Consider the following 21087-nt stretch of genomic DNA (forward strand, 5'->3'; position numbering starts at 1 on the left):
TACAAATAAATATATGAATACTTAGACTCAGAGAAATTAATAACGAATAGCTAGACAGCAATGTTAGTTTATGGGCTGATTTATACTGCTTTTTAAATAGTAGGCTTGTAGAATGAACGATTATCAAGAGGGAAGAGTCTCTCTGTAAATTCACCCGGTGTCGTTTTTCCTAATGCTCTTGTTAACATATTCATCTTTGCATCAATGTTATCAATATAATGCAAGATTTCTGCTTCCTGAATCATCGGTTTTTTCGGGCTACCCCATTCTTCTTTCCCATGGTGAGACAATACCATATGCTGTAACAGCATGACTTCCTCACCTTCAATTTCAAGCTCACTAGCAATCTTAGCAATTTCATTCACCATAATCGTAATATGGCCTAATAAATTGCCCTCCACTGTATACATTGTGGCAACTGGTCCTGATAACTCTACAACCTTGCCTACATCATGTAAAATAATTCCCGCATATAATAAGTCACGATTTAGTGTTGGATATAGATCAGCAATGGCTTTACCTAGTTTAAGCATAGAGACCATATGATCTAATAAACCTGACGCGTAGTCATGATGATTTTTTGTCGCTGCTGGAAAAACTAAAATGGCCTCTTGGTGTTTTTTTATAGCCGCTCTAGTAATTCGTGAGATATTTGGGTTTTTAATATCAAAGAAAAATTGTGTTAATTCTTCATATAGTTGTTCTTTCGGTGTTGCAGAGGACGGCACTAAATCATGAATAGCGATTCCTTCCTCTGGCTTTGCAACACGAATAGATTTGATACGCAATTGATTCTTTCCTCTATAGTCATGAATCTCTCCGCCAACACGTACAATGGCTTCCGCATGGTACATCTTTTCATGATCCTCATTCGTGTCCCATAGCTTTGCCTCTATATCCCCACTTTTATCTTGTAATAATAGCGACATAAATGGCTTTCCAACGGTTGTAACACCTTTTGTCGCTTGTTTTATTAATAAAAATTGATCAACTGCTTCTCCAACTTGGAGCGTCGTAATCCCTTTCATGTTGACGCCACTCCCCTTTCATTTGCTAATGCTCCTATATCGACAATCTGATCTCTCTGCCAATATTTGAGCATTGTATCATGGCAAGTAAAATATAAAATTTGACGTTCATATCCTACTTCTTTCATTAATTGTACCATTTTGTCTGTGCGGTTTCGATCAAAATGGACAAAAGGATCGTCCATAATCATGGGAAATGGAGCTGCGCTCACTAGGGTTTTTGCTAGAGCCATTCGCAATGCAATATAAGCTTGCTCTTTGGTAGCCTGCGACAACTCCACCATTTGATAACGTATTCCTGCAGCATCCTGTGCTACAAAATAACCTTCCTCATGAATCGAAAGTTTGTCATAGTTTCCTTCTGTTAGTAAACGGAATATGGCATTTACCTCTGCAAGGACATGAGGTAATTTTTCTTCGCGAAGACGGAATAAAGTTTCATGAATAGCTGTTGCCACAGCTTTTTTAGTTGCCCATTGCTCTATTAACTGCTGCAATTCTGTTTTCTCCTGCTCAAACTGTTGAAGCAATTGACCATACTTTTCATCATTTAATAGCTGTTCTTTTTCCATTAGCAAAGCGGCACGTTGTTCAAGACATTGGTCAATTTCTAATTGCAATGACTGCTGCTCTTGTTGTAAAGCAAATATGCCCTCGTTAACAGTGTCCTCCATCAGATTTTTCTTCTGTTGAAGATCGAGTGAAGATAATTGAGCCTGAACAGTTTGCAATTCTGTCTCAATTTTTCTTCTCTGTTCAAATTGCTCATGCATTTCATAATAAGCCTGTTCATTTTGGATTTTTGCTTCACTGAATAGCTCGTACATTTCAGCTGTATAACGATCCATTCTTGATTGTCCACCTTCTATTTTTATTTGGATGTTGGCTAGCTGATCTTTTGCATGCTGTGCTTGCTGCTGATGCTGTTGTGCTTCAAGGTAGGCTGTTCGTAAATGCATATAAATTTCCTGTTCATCATAGGCTCCATCTAAAACCCGTTGAAGCTGCTCATAAATGTTGCTCTTTTCTACCTGTGTTTCTTGCAATAGACTTGAGGTACTGTTTCGTTTAGCTGCTAATTCTTGTACACCACGAATACGCATAAATAATTCGGGCATTAGCGTTCTAGCTATCGTTCCTTGTAAGCGATAACGCTTTAAAAAATGCTGGAGTGTCTGAGTGGCTTCTTCACTCTCTACCTCCGCTTGTTGAATTTTATATTCAAGAGAAGTGTATTGCTGCTCTTTTTCTTTCTGCTGTTCATTGATGTGTAACCAACGATCTTCATATCTTTGCTTCTTTAAAAGAACTGCTTGTACTGTCAATTCCTCCTGCTCTAACTCCCGTAGGAGGAAATTGTGCTCTTTATTAGTAGGTTCATCTGCTTGCTTAACATATCGAATAAACAAAAAGGTTAGCAATGATAAAACTGCTCCAATTAGGATTACAACTATGTTTTTTTCAAATACGCCATAAGCAAACGACATGAAACCAATCAGTAGTACAAGCCAGATAAAATAATGAGGCTGCTTCTGCTTACTGCGTTGCGATTTGGCAGCACGTAATTGCTCAAGCCTCCGCTTTTGTTGTGGCCACTGTGCTAAAATATGTTCTTCCTCGCTTGTTAATGACTCAAGCATTAGCTGCTGCTTCTGTTTGGCTATTGCATCTAACTCTTGGTGTACTTGATCGAGTGAACGTAGATAAAATTTTAGCTCCTCCTCGGCCTCCTCTAATTTACTTATTTGAAGCTGAAATTGTTGCTCCTGTTGGAGTGAAACTGTTTCGTTCAGAAGATTTTCTTGTGCCTCTTTGTCTGTTACACCTAGTAAACGAAACTGTGCTTCAATTTCTTGTTCGAGTAAAAAGAGATCATCCTGTAAATTTTGCTCCTTCACCATTAGCTGATGCCACGTTGCCTCTTTTTGCATAAGGTAAGCCATTTCATTAACCTTTTGCTCATCCACTGCTGCTATTAGTTTCTCCTGCAATGTTTGATGCTGCTCCTTTAATTGCATCAGTTGTTGACTTTCATGTAACAGACGATCCTTTATTTGTTCATAACGTCTAATACCCTCTGATGGAAACTGAACATGCTGATAATTGGTCATTGTTTGTTGCAAAGTCTGTTGCTGCTTGAGAAGAGGAAGCGCTTGCTTTTGAATAGTTAATTGCTGCCACTGTTGCTGTTGCTGTTTTTGCGTACCATATAGTTGTTCTAACTTTTGCTCGAGTAACTGTAATTGCTGTAATTTATCCTCAAAGGTTTGTATTTTTCCCTGTTCCTGTTTAATCGTCCGCTCCAGCTGCTTTAATTGCTCGATCTTTTGATTAATCAATGGCACTTTACCTGTCTTTTTAAACAACTCACTAGCCTCTTTATCCATTTTCTTTTCAAGGGTGGATAAATGCTGAATACCTGTTGTACCTGAGGCAAGTAGCAAATGAGTTAGCTCCTCTTCAGACATTTTTTCAATACCTTGTAGCTCATGCAGTGAAAAAGAAAAAATGGCTTCAAAGGATGCCCTAGAATAACCATATAAAAGCTTTCCTAACAGCTCCTCATGCCCCGTTGTACCATCCTCAAGATAGACAGTAACATCACCAACAGCTTTTCCTTTCACACGTTCAATTGTGCATTGACCATAAATTGGATGCAAAAGTGTCAGCTGACCCCCATATTTTGTCGAAATTTTCGGCTCATATTTGCGCTGTGTCTGCTGCCTTGTAGGGAAGCCAAAAAGCATTTGTAGTATAAACTGTTGAATCGTCGTTTTTCCTGCTTCATTTAAACCATAAAAAATAGTGACACCATCATTTAACGAAATGGAGATATTTTCATGCTTACCAAAGCCATAAATTTGGATTTTTTGAATTGTCAGCATGTAATCACGCCCTTTGAATTTCTTCTGCTAATAATGTCTGTGCACGATGCGTTAAGTTCTCAATATCCTTTTCACTAAGTGGCTCTATTAGCCTTGCCCCACCGGCATATTGGTACAAATCTTTTAAAATATCCTTCCATTCATTACTGTCCCACTGTTCCATTAAGCTCACAACGGATTGGGTAGTTGCGGTATGCTCATAAAATCTCGCGGCCTTTTGCAACACCATTTTTTGTACCCAACACATTGGCTCAATACCTTCCTCAGCCTCTCGAATAGTCTCTAACCATGCATCTACTGTTGCATGCTCAAATAAAGCTTCTGTTTGTTCGTCAATTTGTTGCAAATGAAGCTCTACTACTGATGCGCCAAACTTCTTTCTATTGGCTGTAATCGCTTCTGCACATCTCTTCAGCAATTCATTGGCGTGTACCACATCCGTACAATCCACCTCTATCGTGCTATAAACGACAGCAGAAGTAGAGATAAAATCAAGCTCAGTCGATGTTTTGGATAACGTCACATCATAAAAACCTTTCATTCCTTGTTCTTTACGATGTCGACTTTGAATATTGCCCGGATAAACAATGGGCGGGTTTTGGTGTAAAAGCTGTCGTTTATGAATATGGCCAAGCGCCCAATAATGATAGTTCTTTTCAAGTAACTGCTGTTTTGTAAAAGGGGCATACACATCATGTGTCGTATTGCCTGCCTCACTGCCATGTAGCATACCAATATGAAGGGCATGCTGATCATGCGCAGTTGGATAGCTTTCGATAACGGATTCCCTTAAATGACGTTCGGGATAACTAAAACCATATATATTCACTTGCTGACCACGTATTTTTAATTGAACTACACTCGTTTCAGCCGGTAATTCATAGACATTACTTGGTAAAGCAAAGCGTGTCCATGTGCCATTTAAATGATCATGATTTCCGTAGCTCACAATCACAGGGATATTGTGTTGAAAGAGCTTTTCCATTGCATCTTGAAATCTTCGTTGTGCTTGCAAGCTACGATTTTCACCATCATAAATATCCCCAACAATTAGTAAAAAATCAGGTTTTTCCTGAATCGCTTTAACGATAATTTTATCGAACGCTTCAAAAGTGCTTAACCGTATTTTCTTTAAAATGTGTTCGGGTAGACCAAATAAGCCCTTAAATGGACTATCTAAATGTAAATCTGCCATATGGAAAAAACGAATTGCTGACATCCAATCACCTCAAATAGTAGATAATTCTCTCTTTAGTGCAAACCAAAGTAATAATATGCTGATTAACCAATACCGAATATTTGTTCTATTTTATCATAATTCATGTTTGATGAAAAATGCTATTACGGAAAAAACAACATTGCCTCACTTTTTCCACAATTTTCGTAATTTATCAAAAAATCCACTAGTTTTACCGTGAAGTTTATAAATCTTCTATGTATAATAGAAATATATTCAAGTAAAAGGGTGGGGTCTGTATGGAGAATTATCGTTTTACAGCTTTTGAAAAAACAGGAGAAACATTATTTGATGAAACTTGGACTTTTGAAAATGATGAGGCTGCTAAACTAAATGGACAACAACAAATTGAAGAAAAAGGTGTTGCCGATAAAACTCATCGTCTTGTAAACGCTTCAGGTAAATTAATTTTATTCCATGTTTAGTGGCTAATAAAAGGCACGTAGTCAAGTGTTTGCTACGCGCCTTTTATTATTTTTATTTACCTACAAAGACAGGCGTTCTTTTCTCTACAAAAGCATGAATGCCCTCAATATGATCTGATGTTTTACGCATTGTAGACTGTCCCTCAGCCTCTAATGCTAAGATATTTTCTAGCTGTGGCATATTTTGTGCATGCAGAATTTTTTTCGTCGTAATCATGGAAGATATTGGGGATGCAAGCATTTTACCCACCAGCTGATCTGCCATTGCAAATACAGTGCCCTCAGGTGCAATATAATCAATTAATCCTGCATCTAATGCTTCTTTTGCTGTTAATACCTTCCCCTCCCATATCATTTGTTTTGCCTTAACAGTACCTACACGCTCCTTCATGAAGAAATGACCGCCACCATCTGGAATCAGTCCTATTCCAATGAAATTCATAGCAAGCTTACTATTTTCACAGGCTACAATAATATCTGCCCCTAGTGTTAGACTAAATCCTAAACCTGCTGAAGCTCCATGAACTGCTGCAATCACTATCATCGGTAGCTGATAATATGCCTTTACGATACGTGTCAGATAAACCATTGCCTCATCAATATTCAGCGGTTTGCTTTCATCTAGCATTGCTTTTATATCACCACCCGCAGAAAAGACCTTTCCTTCTCCACGAATAACAAGCACCTGAATATCTTTTTCCTGTTGTAGAGCTTCAAAGCATTCTGCTAGTTCACGCATCATAATATCATCCATAGCATTCATCGCCTGCGGACGATTCAACGTTAATGTTGCGCGACGTTCTAATTTTTCTAAAGTAATTGTTGAAAATTCCATCTCTATAACCCCCAAATATGAATAGTCATTCACTATATAATTCGTGTTTTTTTAGAAAACTCCTTCTCTCTAAGCAAAAATGCTCCTTGTTATGCTATATTAAAGGACGAATATTGAGATAAAGGTGGTAACGTATTTTGACACAAAAAGACTATCGTGTATTACTTTATTATAAATATATTACGATTGAAGACCCTGAAGCTTTTGCAGAAGAGCATCTAGCACTGTGTAAAGAGATAGGGCTTCTTGGTCGCATTTTAGTAGGCTACGAAGGTATTAACGGCACTGTATCAGGTACCATTGAGCAAACAGATGCTTACATGAGCCATATGAAGGCTGATGCTCGTTTTAATGATATTATGTGGAAAATTGATGAGGTTGAAGGGCATACCTTTAGAAAAATGCATGTACGTCCTCGTAAGGAAATTGTTCACCTAGGCTTAGAGCAGGATATCAATCCGTTAGAAATTACAGGTGATTATTTAACACCTAAAGAATTTATGGAACAGATGCAAGATGACAACACAGTAATCATCGATGCCCGTAATGACTATGAATATGATCTCGGTCATTTCCGAGGTGCTGTACGACCAGATATCGAAAACTTCCGTGACCTACCTGCTTGGATGGAGGCACATAAAGAAGATTTTGCAGATAAAAAGATCTTAACTTATTGTACAGGTGGTATTCGCTGCGAAAAATTCTCAGGTTGGCTAAAACGTGAGGGCTATGGTAAGAGCGTAGGTCAATTGCACGGCGGTATTGCTACATATGCGAAGGATCCTGAAGTAAAAGGTCAATTATGGGATGGTCAAATGTTTGTTTTTGACCGTCGTCGAAGTGTACCGATTAATCAGGTGGAGCATGTCATTGTTGGGAAGGATTATTTCACAGGGGAACCTTCTGAACGATATACAAACTGTGCAAACCCAGCGTGTCATAAGTTAATGCTTTGTGAAGAAAAACATGAGGCATTTTACATGCGAAGCTGTTCAGATGATTGTCGCCGTGCCGAACGCAACTTTTTCGTGGAGGAAAACGGTTGGACAAAGGAACAGGTTGAAGAACAAATTGCTAAGATTGCAGAGGTCCAACAATCAAATTGTTAATACTTAGAGAGATAATGCATTAAAGATAGTTTCCCTGTAGTTTGGGCAAGTAAGATTCCAAATCCATTCAATTTAATTCAGGGGATTATTTCATAGTCATTTGCAGCTCAAAAAATTCAGCATAGTGATCATCAATTCAAAAGAGCATCGTTTATCAAGACGATGCTCTTATTTATACACTTTATCCTTGTCCTAAATAACGTCCTACCTGGCGTCCACTAAATAAACACCCACCTACAAATGTCCCTTCTAAAGCGCGGTAGCCATGGACACCACCGCCACCGAAACCACTTACTTCACCAGCAGCATATAACCCAGGAATTGGCTGACCGTCCATACCTAAAACAGCACCATTTAAATTTGTTTGTAAGCCACCTAAAGTTTTCCTTGTTAGAATGTTTAAGCGAACAGCAATTAAAGGCCAATTTTTGGTATCTAAAATTTTATGTGGCTTGGCAACACGCACCCATTTATCGCCAATATAATTTCTTGCTCCATGAATAGCGTTTACTTGCAAATCCTTCGTAAACTTATTGTCCATTTCACGATCTCTTGCCAAGATTTGTTCTTTAATCTTCATGAAATCAAGTAGCTCATTCCCAGCAAGTTTATTCATTCCATCTACAAGTTCCTTTAGATCATGTGCAATCACAAAATCCTCTCCGTGATTTTTAAAAGCTTGGATCGGAGCCGGTGGGCCTGGTAAAATGCGTTTTAGAACATCGCTAATGCTTTTGTTTGTTAAATCTGGGTTTTGCTCTGAGCCAGATAAAGCAAATTCTTTCTCAATAATTTTTTCCGTTAAAATAAACCAGGAATAGTCATAACCAGTTTTTTGAATCGCCTCCAACGTACTGAGCGTATCAAACCCTGGAAAGTTGGGTGCATGAAAACGATTCCCCTCTGCATCAAACCACAGGGAGGAGGGACCAGGCAATATCCGAATCCCATGGTTAGGCCATATCGGATCCCAATTTTTTAACCCCTCTGTGTAATGCCACATACGATCACGATTAACAATGCGTCCCCCAGCGTGTTCCGTAATCTCTAGCATTCTTCCATCAACGTAAGCTGGCACACCACATACCATATTTTTAGGAGGTGTCCCTAATCGAGCAGGCCAATTTTTTCTTACTAAATCAAAATTTGCCCCAATACCTCCACTTGCCACAATCACAGCTTTAGCTTCGTAGGAAAATTCGCCGATCCCTAATCTGGAACTTTTTTCACCTCGATTAATAAAGGTTTCAGCAAGCACCGTTCCGCTAATTCCTGTAATCTCCCCTTCTTGCTGGATAAATTCATCCACACGATGTCTTGGCTTGAAGTCAATAAATCCATCTTTTATAGCCTGTTTCACTTTATCTACAAATGGCTTTACAATGCCAGGGCCTGTTCCCCAGACAATGTGAAACCTTGGTACTGAATTGCCGTGTCCTCCTGCTAACGAACCTCCCCGCTCCGCCCATCCAACAACGGGGAAAAACTTTATTCCTTTTGACTTTAACCAGTCGTATTTTTCACCTGCAGCAAAATCGACATAGGCTCTTGCCCATTTATATGCCCAAGAATCCTCATCATCTAAACGATCAAAGCCTGCAGTTCCTTGCCAATCCTGCCATGCAAGCTCCTTACTATCTTTAATCCCAAGCCTTCGTTGCTCTGGAGAATTTACTAAAAATATTCCACCGAACGACCAATATGCCTGTCCCCCGATTGAATTTTCAGGCTCTTGATCTACTAAAAGAACTTTTTTCTTTGCATCGATTAATTCACAAGCTGCGACTAATCCTGCAAGTCCAGCACCGACTATTGCAACATCATACTTCATTCTTACACCCCCAAATCCATATCCTTAACTAACATTCTTCTCTCACAGTCTATTTACCTTCTACTATTCATATTTTTGTCTAAAATGTGACAAACAAAATCGTTCGCTTTCTCGGATCCACACCATCGACAATTAGCATAAAACCTCTATTTTATTCCATTTAATTCCCATATAATTTTTTATTCTAAAACTGCACAGAAACCTGATACTATCGGACTTTTCAAATAGCGTTAGCGCTTTCATTGTACTCCCCAAAAAGACGAACAATAAAATAATATAATACATAAATTGTTCGTAATTGGTTATTTTTCAGACTTTTGAAGTCAATATTTTTAAAGTTTTTAAGAAATATCGTTGACAAAGGTGAACAATAGGGATTATGATGTTAACAAATTTAATCACAAAAAATATAACGACGGAGACACACTAGTCGCAAGAAAATCCATAGAGAGCTGATGGTTGGTGCAAATCAGTGATTTCTACGATAATAGTTCCACTCCTGAATAGATAAGCCGAACAACTTAAAAGTAAGCTTATCCGTCTCATGCACGTTACGCATATAGCTAAGACTGCCAGAATAAATTTTCCAGCAGTGATTAAGGGTGGTACCGCGAACCAAAGTTTATACAGCCTTTCGCCCCTTACAACACAATAATTGTGTTTGTAAGGCGTGGAAGGCTTTTTATATTGTTTTCGATTTAGAAAGGAGATTGTTTGCATGCTGTAAGATGTTCGAATTTTACAAATTTCAGACTGTCGTAGATAAAGCCACTACCAACCAATAATGATAAAAAAGGAGCTAATTATAATGACTACTGCAACAAAAACAAGAACTATTAACGTATTTATCGCTGATCTACTAAGTGAGGATGGTATTTTCCCATTACGCCAGGAACAAGATTTAGATTTAAACATTATTGTAGACACAGGACTAGCACCTGAAGAATTAATAGCTAAAATCGCAGATGTAGATGTATTACTTGTTCGTTCTCAAACAACCGTAACACGTGAAGTGATTGAAGCAGCTAAAAGCTTAAAATTAATTGGTCGCGCTGGTGTTGGTGTCGATAATATTGACCTTGCTGCTGCTACAGAACACGGTATTATTGTGGTAAACGCACCAGACGGCAACACAAACTCAGCTGCCGAGCATACAATTGCGATGATGACTTCACTTGCCCGTCATATTCCACAAGCTTTTAATACATTAAAAAATGGGAAATGGGATCGCAAATCTTATGTTGGCGTGGAGCTAAAAAATAAAACTTTAGGTGTTGTAGGTTTTGGTCGAATCGGCGTTGAAGTAGCGTATCGCGCAAAAGGTCAACGTATGAATGTAATGGCATATGATCCTTTCCTAACTGATGAACGTGCCAAAGAATTAGGTGTAACAAAAGCAACGGTTGAAGAAATTTGTGCAGCTGCAGATTTCATTACAGTTCATACACCACTTCTACCTGAAACTCGCAACCTTATTAATAAAGATAAATTTGCGATGATGAAAGATGGCGTACGTATTATTAACTGTGCGCGTGGCGGCATTATCAATGAAGACGATTTATATGATGCAATCGTAGCAGGTAAAGTGGCTGGAGCAGCTCTTGATGTATTTGTTTCTGAACCAGCAACAGATCATAAGCTACTGACTTTACCACAAGTTATCGCAACGCCTCACTTAGGAGCATCTACAATCGAGGCACAGGAATCTGTAGCGGTTGATGTATCAAATGACATCATTAAATTTTACAAAACAGGTACTGTAACAAATCCAGTAAACATGCCATCTATACCAAAAGAGCTTCTTGCACAAGTTGAGCCTTTCTTTGAATTAGCTGAAAAGCTTGGTTCATTCCTATCACAAGTGACAACAGAGCCAGTCAAGGAAATCAACCTATCTTATGCTGGCGAAGTAGCAAACTATGACGTTCGTCCATTAACTTCAAATGCGTTAAAAGGTTTACTGTCTAAAAATCACGGTAATCATGTCAATGATGTGAATGCTCGTTACTTATCTGAACGTATTGGTATGAAAATTAATGAGCACAAAACAACAACAGCAAAAGGCTTTACAAGCTTAATTACTATTGAAATTATTACTGCTAACGAAACGCACACTGTAGCAGGTACACTATTAAACGGTTTAGGTGCACGTATTGTAAAAGTGGAGGACTATGTTGTAGACGTCATTCCACAAGGCCACCTACTTTACATTAAAAATACTGACAAACCAGGTGCAATTGGCCGTGTAGCAACAAAGCTTGCAGAAAAAGAAATCAATATCGCGACAATGCAGGTTGGTCGTGCACAGGTTGGTGGTACAGCGGTTATGATGCTAACGGTTGACAATGTTGTAACAGAAGAAGATTTAGTATTTGTGGCACAGCTTGAAAACATTGATGAAGTGAAAGCCATTACCCTATAATTATCAACAACAAGAAGCAGGGAGTCTCTACTCTCTGCTTTTTCTTTTTGGTAAAATGATACTTTTCTAAAGGTTCTTCGTCTTTAAAGAAAAGGAGGTGCACAGCTTGAACATAGAAGAAATATTTTACTTACATAATCACACCATTTTTAAATACTTATATTACTTACTAAATGACGAAAAATTAGCGGAGGATTATACACAGGAAACCTTTGTCCGTTATTTGAAACATCACCAAACAATTAAAGAAGGGGCTGATCTCGCTTGGTTACGCTGCACCGCGCGTAACCTTGCCTATGATCATTATCGTCGAAAAAGGATTATTCAATTTGTCCCTTTTTTACAACAGCATGAAGAACAAACGTCACCTTCTCCTCATCAATGGCTGATGCAACGGGAAGATGCCAGGATACTATATCTTGCAATTCGCAAACTAAAAATTACCTATCGCGATGTGATTATCCTGCGCAAAATAGAGGGACTATCCATCGAGGAAACCTCCAATATTCTTGGCTGGAATGAGGGGAAAGTAAAAAACACATTAAAACGAGCACTCGTCGCTTTAAAAAAAGAGCTAGGAGGTGAAATGGATGAAGTATGATAAGAAGACATGGCAACACTTAGATGATTTAATGCTATCTGATCAGCAGGAAAAAAAATTATTACGCAATATGATAGAGCCTTTAGTAATTAATAAACAAACGAGAAAAAATAAATGGAAAATCCCTTCTGTATCATTGCTATTTATAGTAGTTCTTGCTTTATTAGTTTTATCTTTTGTTCAACGTCCTACTAATTCTCCTATGACAACGGATTCGTCAAAAGCAATCCAACGAATCTATTTAAAGGAGAATATAAACAAGGAAACCTTTATAGCAAAGGATTCTTGCCTTTATGTTCCTCAGCAATGCTATGCTCATTCAAAGGCTATCATACAGCTACAAAAAAATTTGGACAACGCTTCTCCTGTAACAATATCCGCTAGTCAATGGAAAAATGGTACTATCTATGATATTTTGATTCTCTATAATGACCGTACACAAGAGAAATGGAAGGTCCTCAATAACAAGATTTTCTTCAATGTTGAAACCAAGCAAGCCTTTCTAATTGAAGAATCAATTGACTCTCTACGCTATTTTTATGATGAGAAGCGGTCGACGAAACTTATTATGGGGAATATTTTCATCCTACTTACGCATTTCATCCTATGGATTGCAAAAAAAAGAATGCCTTATACAGAACGTCGCTTTTTCGCTGCGACAGTTGAGCATGCTATTGCCAATGCCATCATGCTCGTGTTGTTTGGAGGTATTTCATTTGGTATCTATCTTGTCCACCATACAATTCATGCAACAATTATTTATGGCCTTTTCTCACTCTACTCCTTTATGCAAATCTATTATCGTAAAAAGGCTGGTGAACCTAAGGGTTACTTAATTGCTAGCGCTCTTGTTCAGCTTTGTATAGCGATAGCTTTTACATGTTTATACCTTGGACTGAATGTCTATTTTTAATAAAAAAATGTACTGACTCCATGAAGGGTCAGTACATTTTTATACTATAGCTTATTTACAAGCTCCAACAACGCTGTCAAAGAATCCACCTCATAGGTAGGTGTCACAGCCCCGCTGGCGATATTGCTTTCACGATTAATCCATACATTACGCATTCCCACACGAGATGATCCTAAAATATCAGTATTAAGATTGTCGCCAACCATAATTGCCTCGTCCGCTGTAATACCTGCTTTCTCCATCACATACTCAAAAATAGATGCGTCCGGCTTACCTTTACCAAAGTCACCTGAAATAATAATATGATCAAAATATGGGGCAATTTCTGGTGTGATTTCTAGCTTTAAATTTTGCAAACTTGGTGCGCCATTTGTAAGCAATACAAGCTGATATTTTCCTTTTAATTCATCTAACACTGCAAAAGTATCTTCGTATAAAAATGGAGCCACTTTACGCTCGGCTACAAAGCGCTCTCCTAGCTCTGCTCCAAACGCTGTATCCTCAATCCCAAGAGCAGCTAACCCTTTTGTCCAAGCCGCTGCACGATAGCTAGGAACAATTTCCTTCATTTTTTGGAAGGAATCCGTCGAGTCGTCAAATGTTCCCCAAAGACCTTCAAATGGATTGATACCAATTAAAACCGTATAATCATATGTTTCATAACCCTCATATAAAGCACGTGCCTCTCGGCGAACAGCTTCCTCTAACTCAGCAGGATTCACATTATGTACAGTTGCTGCATAGTCACATGTTTTTTCAAATGCTGTTTTGACTGATTTTTTATCCCATAGTAATGTATCATCTAAATCAAAAATAATAGTATTTATCGACATTTTGTCCGCTCCTAGCTCCCGATTAATACTATTATTTTAGCATATTTTCAAAATATTTAGGATAACAAATTATACACATTTCCTCTAGCTAAAAACAAGCTGTGCATCAATTTCTCACAGCTTGTCATCTATTAATTATTTTTATTTCGTAAACGATTCATTAAACTCTGAATGTCTGCTCTTTTTTGTTGTGTTTCTTCTTGTAAAATTTCAATATGGTAAATACCATTTTTTTCTTCTATCTGAACACGATCACCTACTTGCACAGCCTTGTTTATGGCTGACTGCGAAATAATGAGTTGTTCCTCTTCTGCCGGAAACTTTAAAAAAACCGCATAGCCATCTTCAATACGGTCCAATGTGTATTTACTCAAGCTCACTTACAAGTTCCCCTTTCTCATTCCGTAATTGCGCAGCATCTCCATCGTTTAACCAAATTTGTTTAGTCGTCCATTTCAAATAATTTTGCCCTTCCCGCGCATTGGTTCCACTAGTAATATAAATTATTTTCCCTGGCTGTAAAGAGAGATTAGGGAAATTATAAACTTGATGCCCTTCAATTGAAATAAGCTGCCAACCTTTTAAAGATACTGCTTGTTGTCCACTATTTTTGATTCCTACTATTTCAGTAACTAGATCCTTGCTAACGATTTCAATAGCTGTTGTCGGTGCTACTTCTTTAGATGGTTTATTGCCCGTTTCTACTCTTGAAGTTTCCTTGCCATTCACCGCATAGTTTACCCCATCTGTGGACACCGTAATCGTTCCTAAATCTGCTGTGGCATAGATTTTGCTACCAATAGCCTGCAAACGATCCACTACTTCTGCATGTGGATGTCCATATTTATTATCCTCTCCATAACTTAATATCGTGACCTCTGGTTTTACAGCCTGAATGAATTCCTCCGAGCTACTTGTGTTAGAGCCATGATGTCCTGCTTTTAAAACGGTTGCTTTCACATCATACTGCAACATTTCCTTTTCTAATGCCACTCCCGCATCTCCCGTCAATAAAAAAGAGACATCCCCATAAGTCATTTTTAAGACAATAGAGGCATCGTTATTATCTGTAGCCTGTTCATTGGCATTTAAAACTTTCACATTTACATCCTTATCAAATACAATATCATCACCTATTTTTGGCACATGGTAAGGAATATTTTTTTCATCGATACGTGTCAGCATCTCTTCAAAGGTTTGCGATGTATGTACTTTTCCCGAATCATAAAATTGTTCAATCATCATGTTATCTAATACAGGAATAAGCCCCCCAATATGATCAGCATCTGGGTGTGTCGCTACCACAATATCAAGCTTATTTATTCCAAGTTCTTTTAAATAAGAAACAATCTGTTGTCCTGCGCCCTTCACTCCCCCATCTATAAGCATCGTTTTACCACTTGGTGATTCAATCAGTATAGAATCCCCCTGCCCCACATCAATAAAATGAACCTGCATTTCATGACCAGCTGTTACATGAATTTTCTCTGTCTTGACTGCCTCAGTACAGCCAGCTAATAAAAAAATACAAAGGAGTAATACTATTATTTTTTTCATCTACTAACTTCCTTTCTATTTTCCTATTATACAAAAAGAGAGCTAGCCATGGGCCGCTCTCCCTTTACTTTAAACAAAAATCCACCATAAAATCATCGTAATAATAATCGTCACAAGACCCTGTAACAACGTGGCCACCGTTTGCGCTTTATAGGCTTGTGTCACTTCCATGCCACTATACTGTGTAATTACCCAGAAGAAGCTATCATTCACATGGCTAACGGTCATTGCCCCTGCTCCTATTGCCATCACCACTAATGCTAATGGTACCGCTCCCTCAATTCCCAGTGTCACAAGCATCGGGGCTACTAAAGTAGATGTAATCACAAGAGCTGTTGTGGAAGAACCTTGGGCTGTTTTCAATGCTGCTGCTACTATAAATGGCACTAGAAGGAATAATGTACCTGAGGCGAACATACCTAAATCCATTTCCTGAAGCATTTCTCCAACACCAGCATTTTTTATAACAGTTCCAAACGAACCACCAGCACCTGTTATAAGTAAAATAGGTGCTGCTTCTTTTAGACTTTCGCCAATCCAACCTGTTAATGTCGTTTCATTGATTTCAGGTAATAATAAAAAGGCAGCTGCTACACCTAAAAATAGTGCCACTGTTGGAGAACCTAAAAATTTAAAGATGGTATTGAAAGTCGATTCCGTATCCCCAACTAATGCTGCTATAGAACCCAGACCAATTAACACAATTGGCAGAACGATTGGTAAGAATGCTTTAAATGTTGAGGGCATTTTCCCAAAGGATTTAATGACCTCCTCATAATCTAATGCCTCAACCTCATCTTCAGGAACTCGAATTTTTGTCGCCACTTTTACTGACCATAGATAGCCTACAAATGTCGCTGGTATCGCTACTAGTAAACCAATGACAATGACTGTTCCTAAATAATCTGCTGCGCCAATATTTCCTGCTGCTGCAATCGGCCCTGGAGTTGGTGGTACTAATACATGTGTTGCAAATAAGCCAGTTGCTAAAGCTACTGCCATAGATGCAATCGTGACATTCGCTCGCTTTGCCAATGATTTTTGCAAGCTAGATAAAATAATAAAGCCTGAATCACAAAATACTGGTATGGATACGATATAGCCAATTAAAGACATCGCTAATTGCGGACGTTTAGGTCCTACAATTCGTAACACTACTTCCGCCATTCGATAAGCAGCACCTGATTTTTCTAATATTAAGCCTATGATAGTACCGGCGATAATAACTAAACCAATACTTGTCATCAAGCCTCCAAATCCAGTATTAATGCTTTCCACTACTGTCAATAGTGGCATACCTGAAGCAATTCCAACAAAGAAAGCACTGATTAATAAAGCTAAAAACGGATGAAGCTTTAACTTAGCTGTTCCTAAGACAACAAACAATACCCCTATTAATATAATAATGAACAACATCTAGACATCCCCCTTTTGTAAGTAACGCTCTATCATTCTTTTAGTTTTTAACCGAATAAAGTGTGCAGGTTCTTGCATTGCCTGCTGCACATCAATCTCCTCATCTACCAATGACTCAACAACTGTAAAATACGCTTGTAATGCTGTATTCGCCTTGGTATCAATTCCTCCAGACAGCAGCATCGCCTCTACATTCGCTTGCTTTGCAGCTTTGGCTACACCTAATGGTGCCTTACCATGTAATGTTTGAAGATCAGATTTTCCTTCACCCGTTATCACTAACTGTGCTTCTGCTAAATGAGCCTGAAGTTGTACAGCGTCCAGCACAAGGTCAATTCCTGCATGGAAGGTTCCTTTTAAAAAAGCGATTAATGCGCCCCCCATTCCCCCAGCGGCTCCAGCACCTTTATAGTCATGTAATCGTATAGCAAATTGAGCTTCAACAATATCTGCAAAATGCTTTAAACAACGATCAAATTCAGCGACCTGGTGTTTTTGAACACCCTTTTGTGGACCAAAGATGGCAGTAGCTCCTCGTTCACCAATAAGCGGATTATCCACATCACAGGCAATCGTAAATGTTGATTCTGCTAATCTAGTATCTAGTAGACTCATATCTATGACATCTAATTGCATAAGGTTAGAAACACCAGCCTCAAGTTCCACCCCTTCCGCTGATAATAACCGCACACCTAATGCTTGTAACATACCAGTACCCGCATCATTTGTAGCACTCCCACCAATGCCAATAATAAATTTTCTAAAACCTTGATCAAGTGCGGCTTTAATTAATTGTCCTGTGCCATAAGATGTAGCAAGTTCAGGATTTTTCTCATTTTCTTGTAACAGCATAATACCAGATGCTTGAGCCATCTCTATTACACAGGTTACTTGATCGCCCAGTACACCATATTGAGCCTGGATAGCTCTTCCCAATGGATCAAGCACAGTTGCTGAGCAATATCGACCATCTGTAGAGGCAATAAGTGAGTGCAGTGTACCTTCACCACCATCTGCCACTGGTAGTATAATTGTTTCAATTGAATGATCCACATCTAAGATTCCTTTTTGCATTGCCTTTGCTACTTCAACTGCTGACAGAGTACCCTTGTAGGAATCTGGACTAATGATAACTTTCATGTTAAACCTCCACTTATGTCGTCCATTGACATTTACGTAAATTTTCATATCCCTAAGTTAAGCGCTTACAATTTATTATAATGACAATAAATTCAGAAAACATTATAATAGGTGTACAATTTATCTGTCATATAACAGGCTGTTTTTTATGCGAGGTGTATAAACATGTTGACAAAAAAGTTAGCAGAAGACATCGTCCATCAAACGATGTTGCGCTTGCGTCACAATATTAATGTTATCAGCCCAAGTGGAGTCATTTTAGCTTCTGGGGATAAAATGAGGGTGGAAAATATTCATGAAGGTGCACTATACGTAGCACAGTCAAAAGAGACTCTAATTATAAATGAGGAAAATATAGCACTTTATCCAAACACAAAACCAGGCATCAATATGCCAATTATGTATCAAGATGAGGTTGTAGGTGTTATAGGTATTACAGGAGATTCAGAGGATATGCTTGAAATTGCTAATCTCGTTCAGCTCACAACAGAGATTATGGCCCATCAAGCGATTGTTGAATCTAAAAGCGAATGGCAACGAAAGAATAACGATTACATATTTGAAGCACTCGTTCATGGAAGTAAGCTAGACGGAACCTTAACTGAACGGATTCAGAAATTACCATTTGCTCTTTCTGGCCCTTTTCAGGTGATTTTAGTGAGCTTAAATGAAGCATCCTACGCAGAAAATACAATACCCTTCTTTTTTGAGGATCTATTTTACAAACAGCCTATTCTTGCTGGTCATAGCCAATTACAGGAATACTATATCCTACTAACAAGTTGTATGGAGCAAAATTGCCGTCCTATTATAAAAGCACTGCGTAAGCAGAAGCAGAAACTTCCCTCCCTTCAAATTGGGGTAGGGCCTGTGGTTCAGCATTTATCTCAGCTTCCCTATAGCTACCAAGGTGCCAGAACAGCTCTAAAATTTGCTGCAATCAATAATGAATTGACTTTTTTTGAAGATGTCGAGTTATATTCCCTTTTTAAACCTCGTGAATCGGAGGAGGTACAAGCATTTTACCGTCGTGTACTCAAAAATTTAGACGCTAAACAATTGGAAACATTACAATCGTTTTTTGATTGTAATTTACAGCTAAAGCATTGTGCTCAGCAATTGAATATTCATCGACATACACTTACTTATCGTTTGAATAAAATAAGGGAATTAACAGGCTATGATCCGCAATACTTTGAGGATGCTGTTCTGCTAAAAATGGCCTGTACATTACGAACACTACAAACAATGAAGGCAATCTGAACAGATCAGATTGCCTTCATCATTAAGCCTTATATAATTCATTTAAAAATTCTATTTTCTTCCCAATAGCCTCTTCAAAGGTCATGATATAGGCAGCAGGATCTTTCGGATTATGGAATTGTGTAATTCTCCCTGTTTCGGGATGAACAAATTTTGAGGATGCCCCACAGCCAATTCCTAAGATTGTCTGCACTTCTTCCATAATAACGATATTATAAATACTTTCTTCTCCCGCTTTACTATAGCCGACATTTTCTAAATTACCTAAAATATTTTTCTGACGATATAAATAGTATGGAACATAATCATTTTCTTTTGTCCAAATTTGTGCCATTGCCATCATTTCAGCTACCGTATCACGGTCGGCTACTTTGTATTTATCCTTATTACGCGTCATCTCTGAAGCACGTTTAAATGATAGCGTATGAACAGTTAAAGACTCTGGCTGCATTTTTGCCGATTCCTCTAATGAATGTTGGAATTCTTCAATCCCTTCATTCGGTAGCCCAATTATAAGATCCATATTGATATTGTTCATACCTGATTCTCTTGCAAGCCAAAACTTCTCAATGGTTTCCTGGACTGTGTGATGACGACCAATTGCTTTTAATGTTTCATCAGTATAAGATTGTGGATTTACACTAATACGATCAATACCCCATTTTTTTAGTACTTCTAATTTTTCTGGTGTGATGGTATCAGGTCTTCCTGCTTCAACTGTCACCTCTCGAATTGTTTCAGGGTTAGGGAATGATTCATACATCGTTTGATACAAGGCGTCCATTTCATCGGCCTCGATGGAAGTCGGTGTACCACCACCCCAATAAATGGAGGTGATTTTCATATCATTGTCCTTCAGCCATTTGCCCATTTCACGCAATTCAATATGCAAGCCATCTAAAAAAGTCGTAACACGGCCTTGCTTACGATTACTACCAATCGCATAGGCTGGGAAAGTGCAATATGCACATTTGGTAGGGCAGAATGGAATACCGATATAAACACTGATTTCTTGTCCAATGGAATCAAGATCAGGAATGGTCACTAGTTGTCGGTCCACAATTTCCTTTAATAGTCCAACTTTTTCCTTTGATAAGCGGAAATCTCGAATTAATAGATCAGCAATTTCTTGCTCACTTTTACCTTCTTTTCTAAATTTATGATACAGCTTTGTTGGGCGTACACCCGTTAAAATCCCCCATTGCTGATGCACTCCAGTATGCTGTTCAAGAACATCTAAAAATACATGTGACAATGCACGTTTTATGCGAATATTTAGCTCACGATCTGTTGCCGGGGACTCATATTGAATACTGTACTCATTCGTGTATTGCTTACCATCTACAATCAAGTTTGCTTTTGTAGAAATGGAAAAATCGTCTCCAGTCTGATAGTCAAATGAAGCAGACATGTCTGCTCCCATTGGTTCAACCTTCAGCTTGGAATCCTCAAAAAATAAATTCGCAATATGATTTAATACGCGAATCCAATCTTCGGGATATTTTTGATCTATGTGAATAATTTTCATTTCGTTTCGCTCTCTTCTTTTATATAATTGCAGATTTAAGTTTAACAAATTTCTATGACTATAA

The 21087-nt window shown here is 38.3% G+C and carries 17 protein-coding genes and 1 other annotated feature; of the genes, 6 read left to right on the forward strand and 11 right to left on the reverse strand.

The annotated features are described in order from the left end of the window. Positions 1-92 precede the first annotated feature (92 nt). From yhaM to MKZ14_RS18520, 3 genes are read right to left on the reverse strand one after another with little or no spacing between them, the layout of a single operon-like run. Positions 93-1028: a 3'-5' exoribonuclease YhaM gene (gene yhaM / locus MKZ14_RS18510; protein WP_036075849.1), complete on the reverse strand. Its 936-nt coding sequence runs from the start codon at positions 1026-1028 to the stop codon at positions 93-95. Further along, complete coding sequence (locus MKZ14_RS18515; protein WP_036075851.1) at positions 1025-3913, reverse strand: AAA family ATPase; 2889 nt, start codon at positions 3911-3913, stop codon at positions 1025-1027. The genes yhaM and MKZ14_RS18515 overlap by 4 nt, the downstream gene beginning before the upstream one ends. A gap of 4 nt (positions 3914-3917) precedes the next feature. Further along, positions 3918-5132 carry a DNA repair exonuclease gene (locus MKZ14_RS18520; RefSeq protein WP_016992104.1) on the reverse strand — a complete coding sequence of 405 codons (1215 nt, stop codon included), beginning with the start codon at positions 5130-5132 and terminating at the stop codon, positions 3918-3920. A gap of 257 nt (positions 5133-5389) precedes the next feature. On the opposite strand from MKZ14_RS18520, the gene MKZ14_RS18525 reads away from it, so the two are divergent. Beyond that, entirely contained in the window at positions 5390-5575 is a 186-nt protein-coding gene (locus tag MKZ14_RS18525; protein ID WP_036075853.1) for a YhzD family protein, read from the forward strand. A 52-nt stretch (positions 5576-5627) separates the two neighbouring features. Here MKZ14_RS18525 and MKZ14_RS18530 read toward each other — a convergent pair whose 3' ends face one another. Continuing rightward, positions 5628-6410 (reverse strand): enoyl-CoA hydratase, encoded by a 783-nt coding sequence (locus tag MKZ14_RS18530; protein ID WP_016992106.1) that lies wholly within the window; start codon positions 6408-6410, stop codon positions 5628-5630. 137 nt (positions 6411-6547) lie between these two features. On the opposite strand from MKZ14_RS18530, the gene MKZ14_RS18535 reads away from it, so the two are divergent. Continuing rightward, positions 6548-7519, forward strand: coding sequence for a rhodanese-related sulfurtransferase (locus MKZ14_RS18535; protein WP_339280325.1), 972 nt, complete (start codon positions 6548-6550; stop codon positions 7517-7519). 181 nt (positions 7520-7700) lie between these two features. Here MKZ14_RS18535 and MKZ14_RS18540 read toward each other — a convergent pair whose 3' ends face one another. Beyond that, complete coding sequence (locus MKZ14_RS18540; RefSeq protein ID WP_036075857.1) at positions 7701-9350, reverse strand: FAD-binding dehydrogenase; 1650 nt, start codon at positions 9348-9350, stop codon at positions 7701-7703. Positions 9351-9753: 403 nt separating this feature from the next. Next, positions 9754-9995, forward strand: a binding site (T-box leader). Between the two features lie 163 nt (positions 9996-10158). On the opposite strand from MKZ14_RS18540, the gene serA reads away from it, so the two are divergent. The 3 genes from serA to MKZ14_RS18555 all read left to right on the forward strand — a co-directional run bounded on the left by serA (position 10159) and on the right by MKZ14_RS18555 (position 13286). Further along, complete coding sequence (gene serA / locus MKZ14_RS18545) at positions 10159-11772, forward strand: phosphoglycerate dehydrogenase (RefSeq protein ID WP_339280327.1); 1614 nt, start codon at positions 10159-10161, stop codon at positions 11770-11772. A 106-nt stretch (positions 11773-11878) separates the two neighbouring features. Next, the gene (locus MKZ14_RS18550; RefSeq protein ID WP_036075861.1) at positions 11879-12373 is read left to right on the forward strand and encodes an RNA polymerase sigma factor; all 495 of its coding nucleotides are present in this window, start codon (positions 11879-11881) and stop codon (positions 12371-12373) included. Next, positions 12363-13286, forward strand: a complete 924-nt coding sequence (locus MKZ14_RS18555; RefSeq protein WP_339280328.1) for a hypothetical protein — start codon at positions 12363-12365, stop codon at positions 13284-13286. The genes MKZ14_RS18550 and MKZ14_RS18555 overlap by 11 nt, the downstream gene beginning before the upstream one ends. Before the next feature lie 44 nt (positions 13287-13330). On the opposite strand, the gene MKZ14_RS18560 is transcribed toward MKZ14_RS18555, so the two are convergent. The 5 genes from MKZ14_RS18560 to MKZ14_RS18580 all read right to left on the reverse strand — a co-directional run bounded on the left by MKZ14_RS18560 (position 13331) and on the right by MKZ14_RS18580 (position 18232). Beyond that, positions 13331-14119: an HAD family hydrolase gene (locus MKZ14_RS18560; RefSeq protein WP_339280329.1), complete on the reverse strand. Its 789-nt coding sequence runs from the start codon at positions 14117-14119 to the stop codon at positions 13331-13333. Positions 14120-14250: 131 nt separating this feature from the next. Then, positions 14251-14499, reverse strand: coding sequence for a DUF3006 domain-containing protein (locus tag MKZ14_RS18565; RefSeq protein ID WP_339280330.1), 249 nt, complete (start codon positions 14497-14499; stop codon positions 14251-14253). Beyond that, on the reverse strand, positions 14486-15676 hold the full coding sequence (locus MKZ14_RS18570) for an MBL fold metallo-hydrolase (protein ID WP_036075867.1): 1191 nt from the start codon (positions 15674-15676) through the stop codon (positions 14486-14488). Before MKZ14_RS18570 ends, MKZ14_RS18565 begins: the two co-directional genes overlap by 14 nt. Before the next feature lie 69 nt (positions 15677-15745). After that, entirely contained in the window at positions 15746-17092 is a 1347-nt protein-coding gene (locus MKZ14_RS18575; protein WP_036075870.1) for a GntP family permease, read from the reverse strand. Next, positions 17093-18232 carry a glycerate kinase gene (locus MKZ14_RS18580; RefSeq protein WP_333006887.1) on the reverse strand — a complete coding sequence of 380 codons (1140 nt, stop codon included), beginning with the start codon at positions 18230-18232 and terminating at the stop codon, positions 17093-17095. Positions 18233-18397: 165 nt separating this feature from the next. On the opposite strand from MKZ14_RS18580, the gene MKZ14_RS18585 reads away from it, so the two are divergent. Continuing rightward, positions 18398-19495 (forward strand): sugar diacid recognition domain-containing protein, encoded by a 1098-nt coding sequence (locus MKZ14_RS18585; protein ID WP_066037067.1) that lies wholly within the window; start codon positions 18398-18400, stop codon positions 19493-19495. A gap of 22 nt (positions 19496-19517) precedes the next feature. Here MKZ14_RS18585 and MKZ14_RS18590 read toward each other — a convergent pair whose 3' ends face one another. After that, the gene (locus MKZ14_RS18590; protein WP_333006885.1) at positions 19518-21023 is read right to left on the reverse strand and encodes a coproporphyrinogen III oxidase; all 1506 of its coding nucleotides are present in this window, start codon (positions 21021-21023) and stop codon (positions 19518-19520) included. Positions 21024-21087 lie beyond the last annotated feature (64 nt).

Source organism: Lysinibacillus sp. FSL P2-0066, from assembly GCF_037969495.1.
Classification (GTDB): Bacteria; Bacillota; Bacilli; order Bacillales_A; family Planococcaceae; genus Lysinibacillus; species Lysinibacillus boronitolerans.

Bases quoted from the DNA above. Each gene is read 5' to 3' on its own strand.
- yhaM (WP_036075849.1), bottom strand. From the start codon at position 1,028: ATGAAAGGGATTACGACGCTCCAAGTTGGAGAAGCAGTTGATCAATTT.
- MKZ14_RS18515 (WP_036075851.1), bottom strand. From the start codon at position 3,913: ATGCTGACAATTCAAAAAATCCAAATTTATGGCTTTGGTAAGCATGAA.
- MKZ14_RS18520 (WP_016992104.1), bottom strand. From the start codon at position 5,132: ATGTCAGCAATTCGTTTTTTCCATATGGCAGATTTACATTTAGATAGT.
- MKZ14_RS18525 (WP_036075853.1), top strand. From the start codon at position 5,390: ATGGAGAATTATCGTTTTACAGCTTTTGAAAAAACAGGAGAAACATTA.
- MKZ14_RS18530 (WP_016992106.1), bottom strand. From the start codon at position 6,410: ATGGAATTTTCAACAATTACTTTAGAAAAATTAGAACGTCGCGCAACA.
- MKZ14_RS18540 (WP_036075857.1), bottom strand. From the start codon at position 9,350: ATGAAGTATGATGTTGCAATAGTCGGTGCTGGACTTGCAGGATTAGTC.
- serA (WP_339280327.1), top strand. From the start codon at position 10,159: ATGACTACTGCAACAAAAACAAGAACTATTAACGTATTTATCGCTGAT.
- MKZ14_RS18555 (WP_339280328.1), top strand. From the start codon at position 12,363: ATGAAGTATGATAAGAAGACATGGCAACACTTAGATGATTTAATGCTA.
- MKZ14_RS18560 (WP_339280329.1), bottom strand. From the start codon at position 14,119: ATGTCGATAAATACTATTATTTTTGATTTAGATGATACATTACTATGG.
- MKZ14_RS18570 (WP_036075867.1), bottom strand. From the start codon at position 15,676: ATGAAAAAAATAATAGTATTACTCCTTTGTATTTTTTTATTAGCTGGC.
- MKZ14_RS18575 (WP_036075870.1), bottom strand. From the start codon at position 17,092: ATGTTGTTCATTATTATATTAATAGGGGTATTGTTTGTTGTCTTAGGA.
- MKZ14_RS18580 (WP_333006887.1), bottom strand. From the start codon at position 18,232: ATGAAAGTTATCATTAGTCCAGATTCCTACAAGGGTACTCTGTCAGCA.
- MKZ14_RS18585 (WP_066037067.1), top strand. From the start codon at position 18,398: ATGTTGACAAAAAAGTTAGCAGAAGACATCGTCCATCAAACGATGTTG.
- MKZ14_RS18590 (WP_333006885.1), bottom strand. From the start codon at position 21,023: ATGAAAATTATTCACATAGATCAAAAATATCCCGAAGATTGGATTCGC.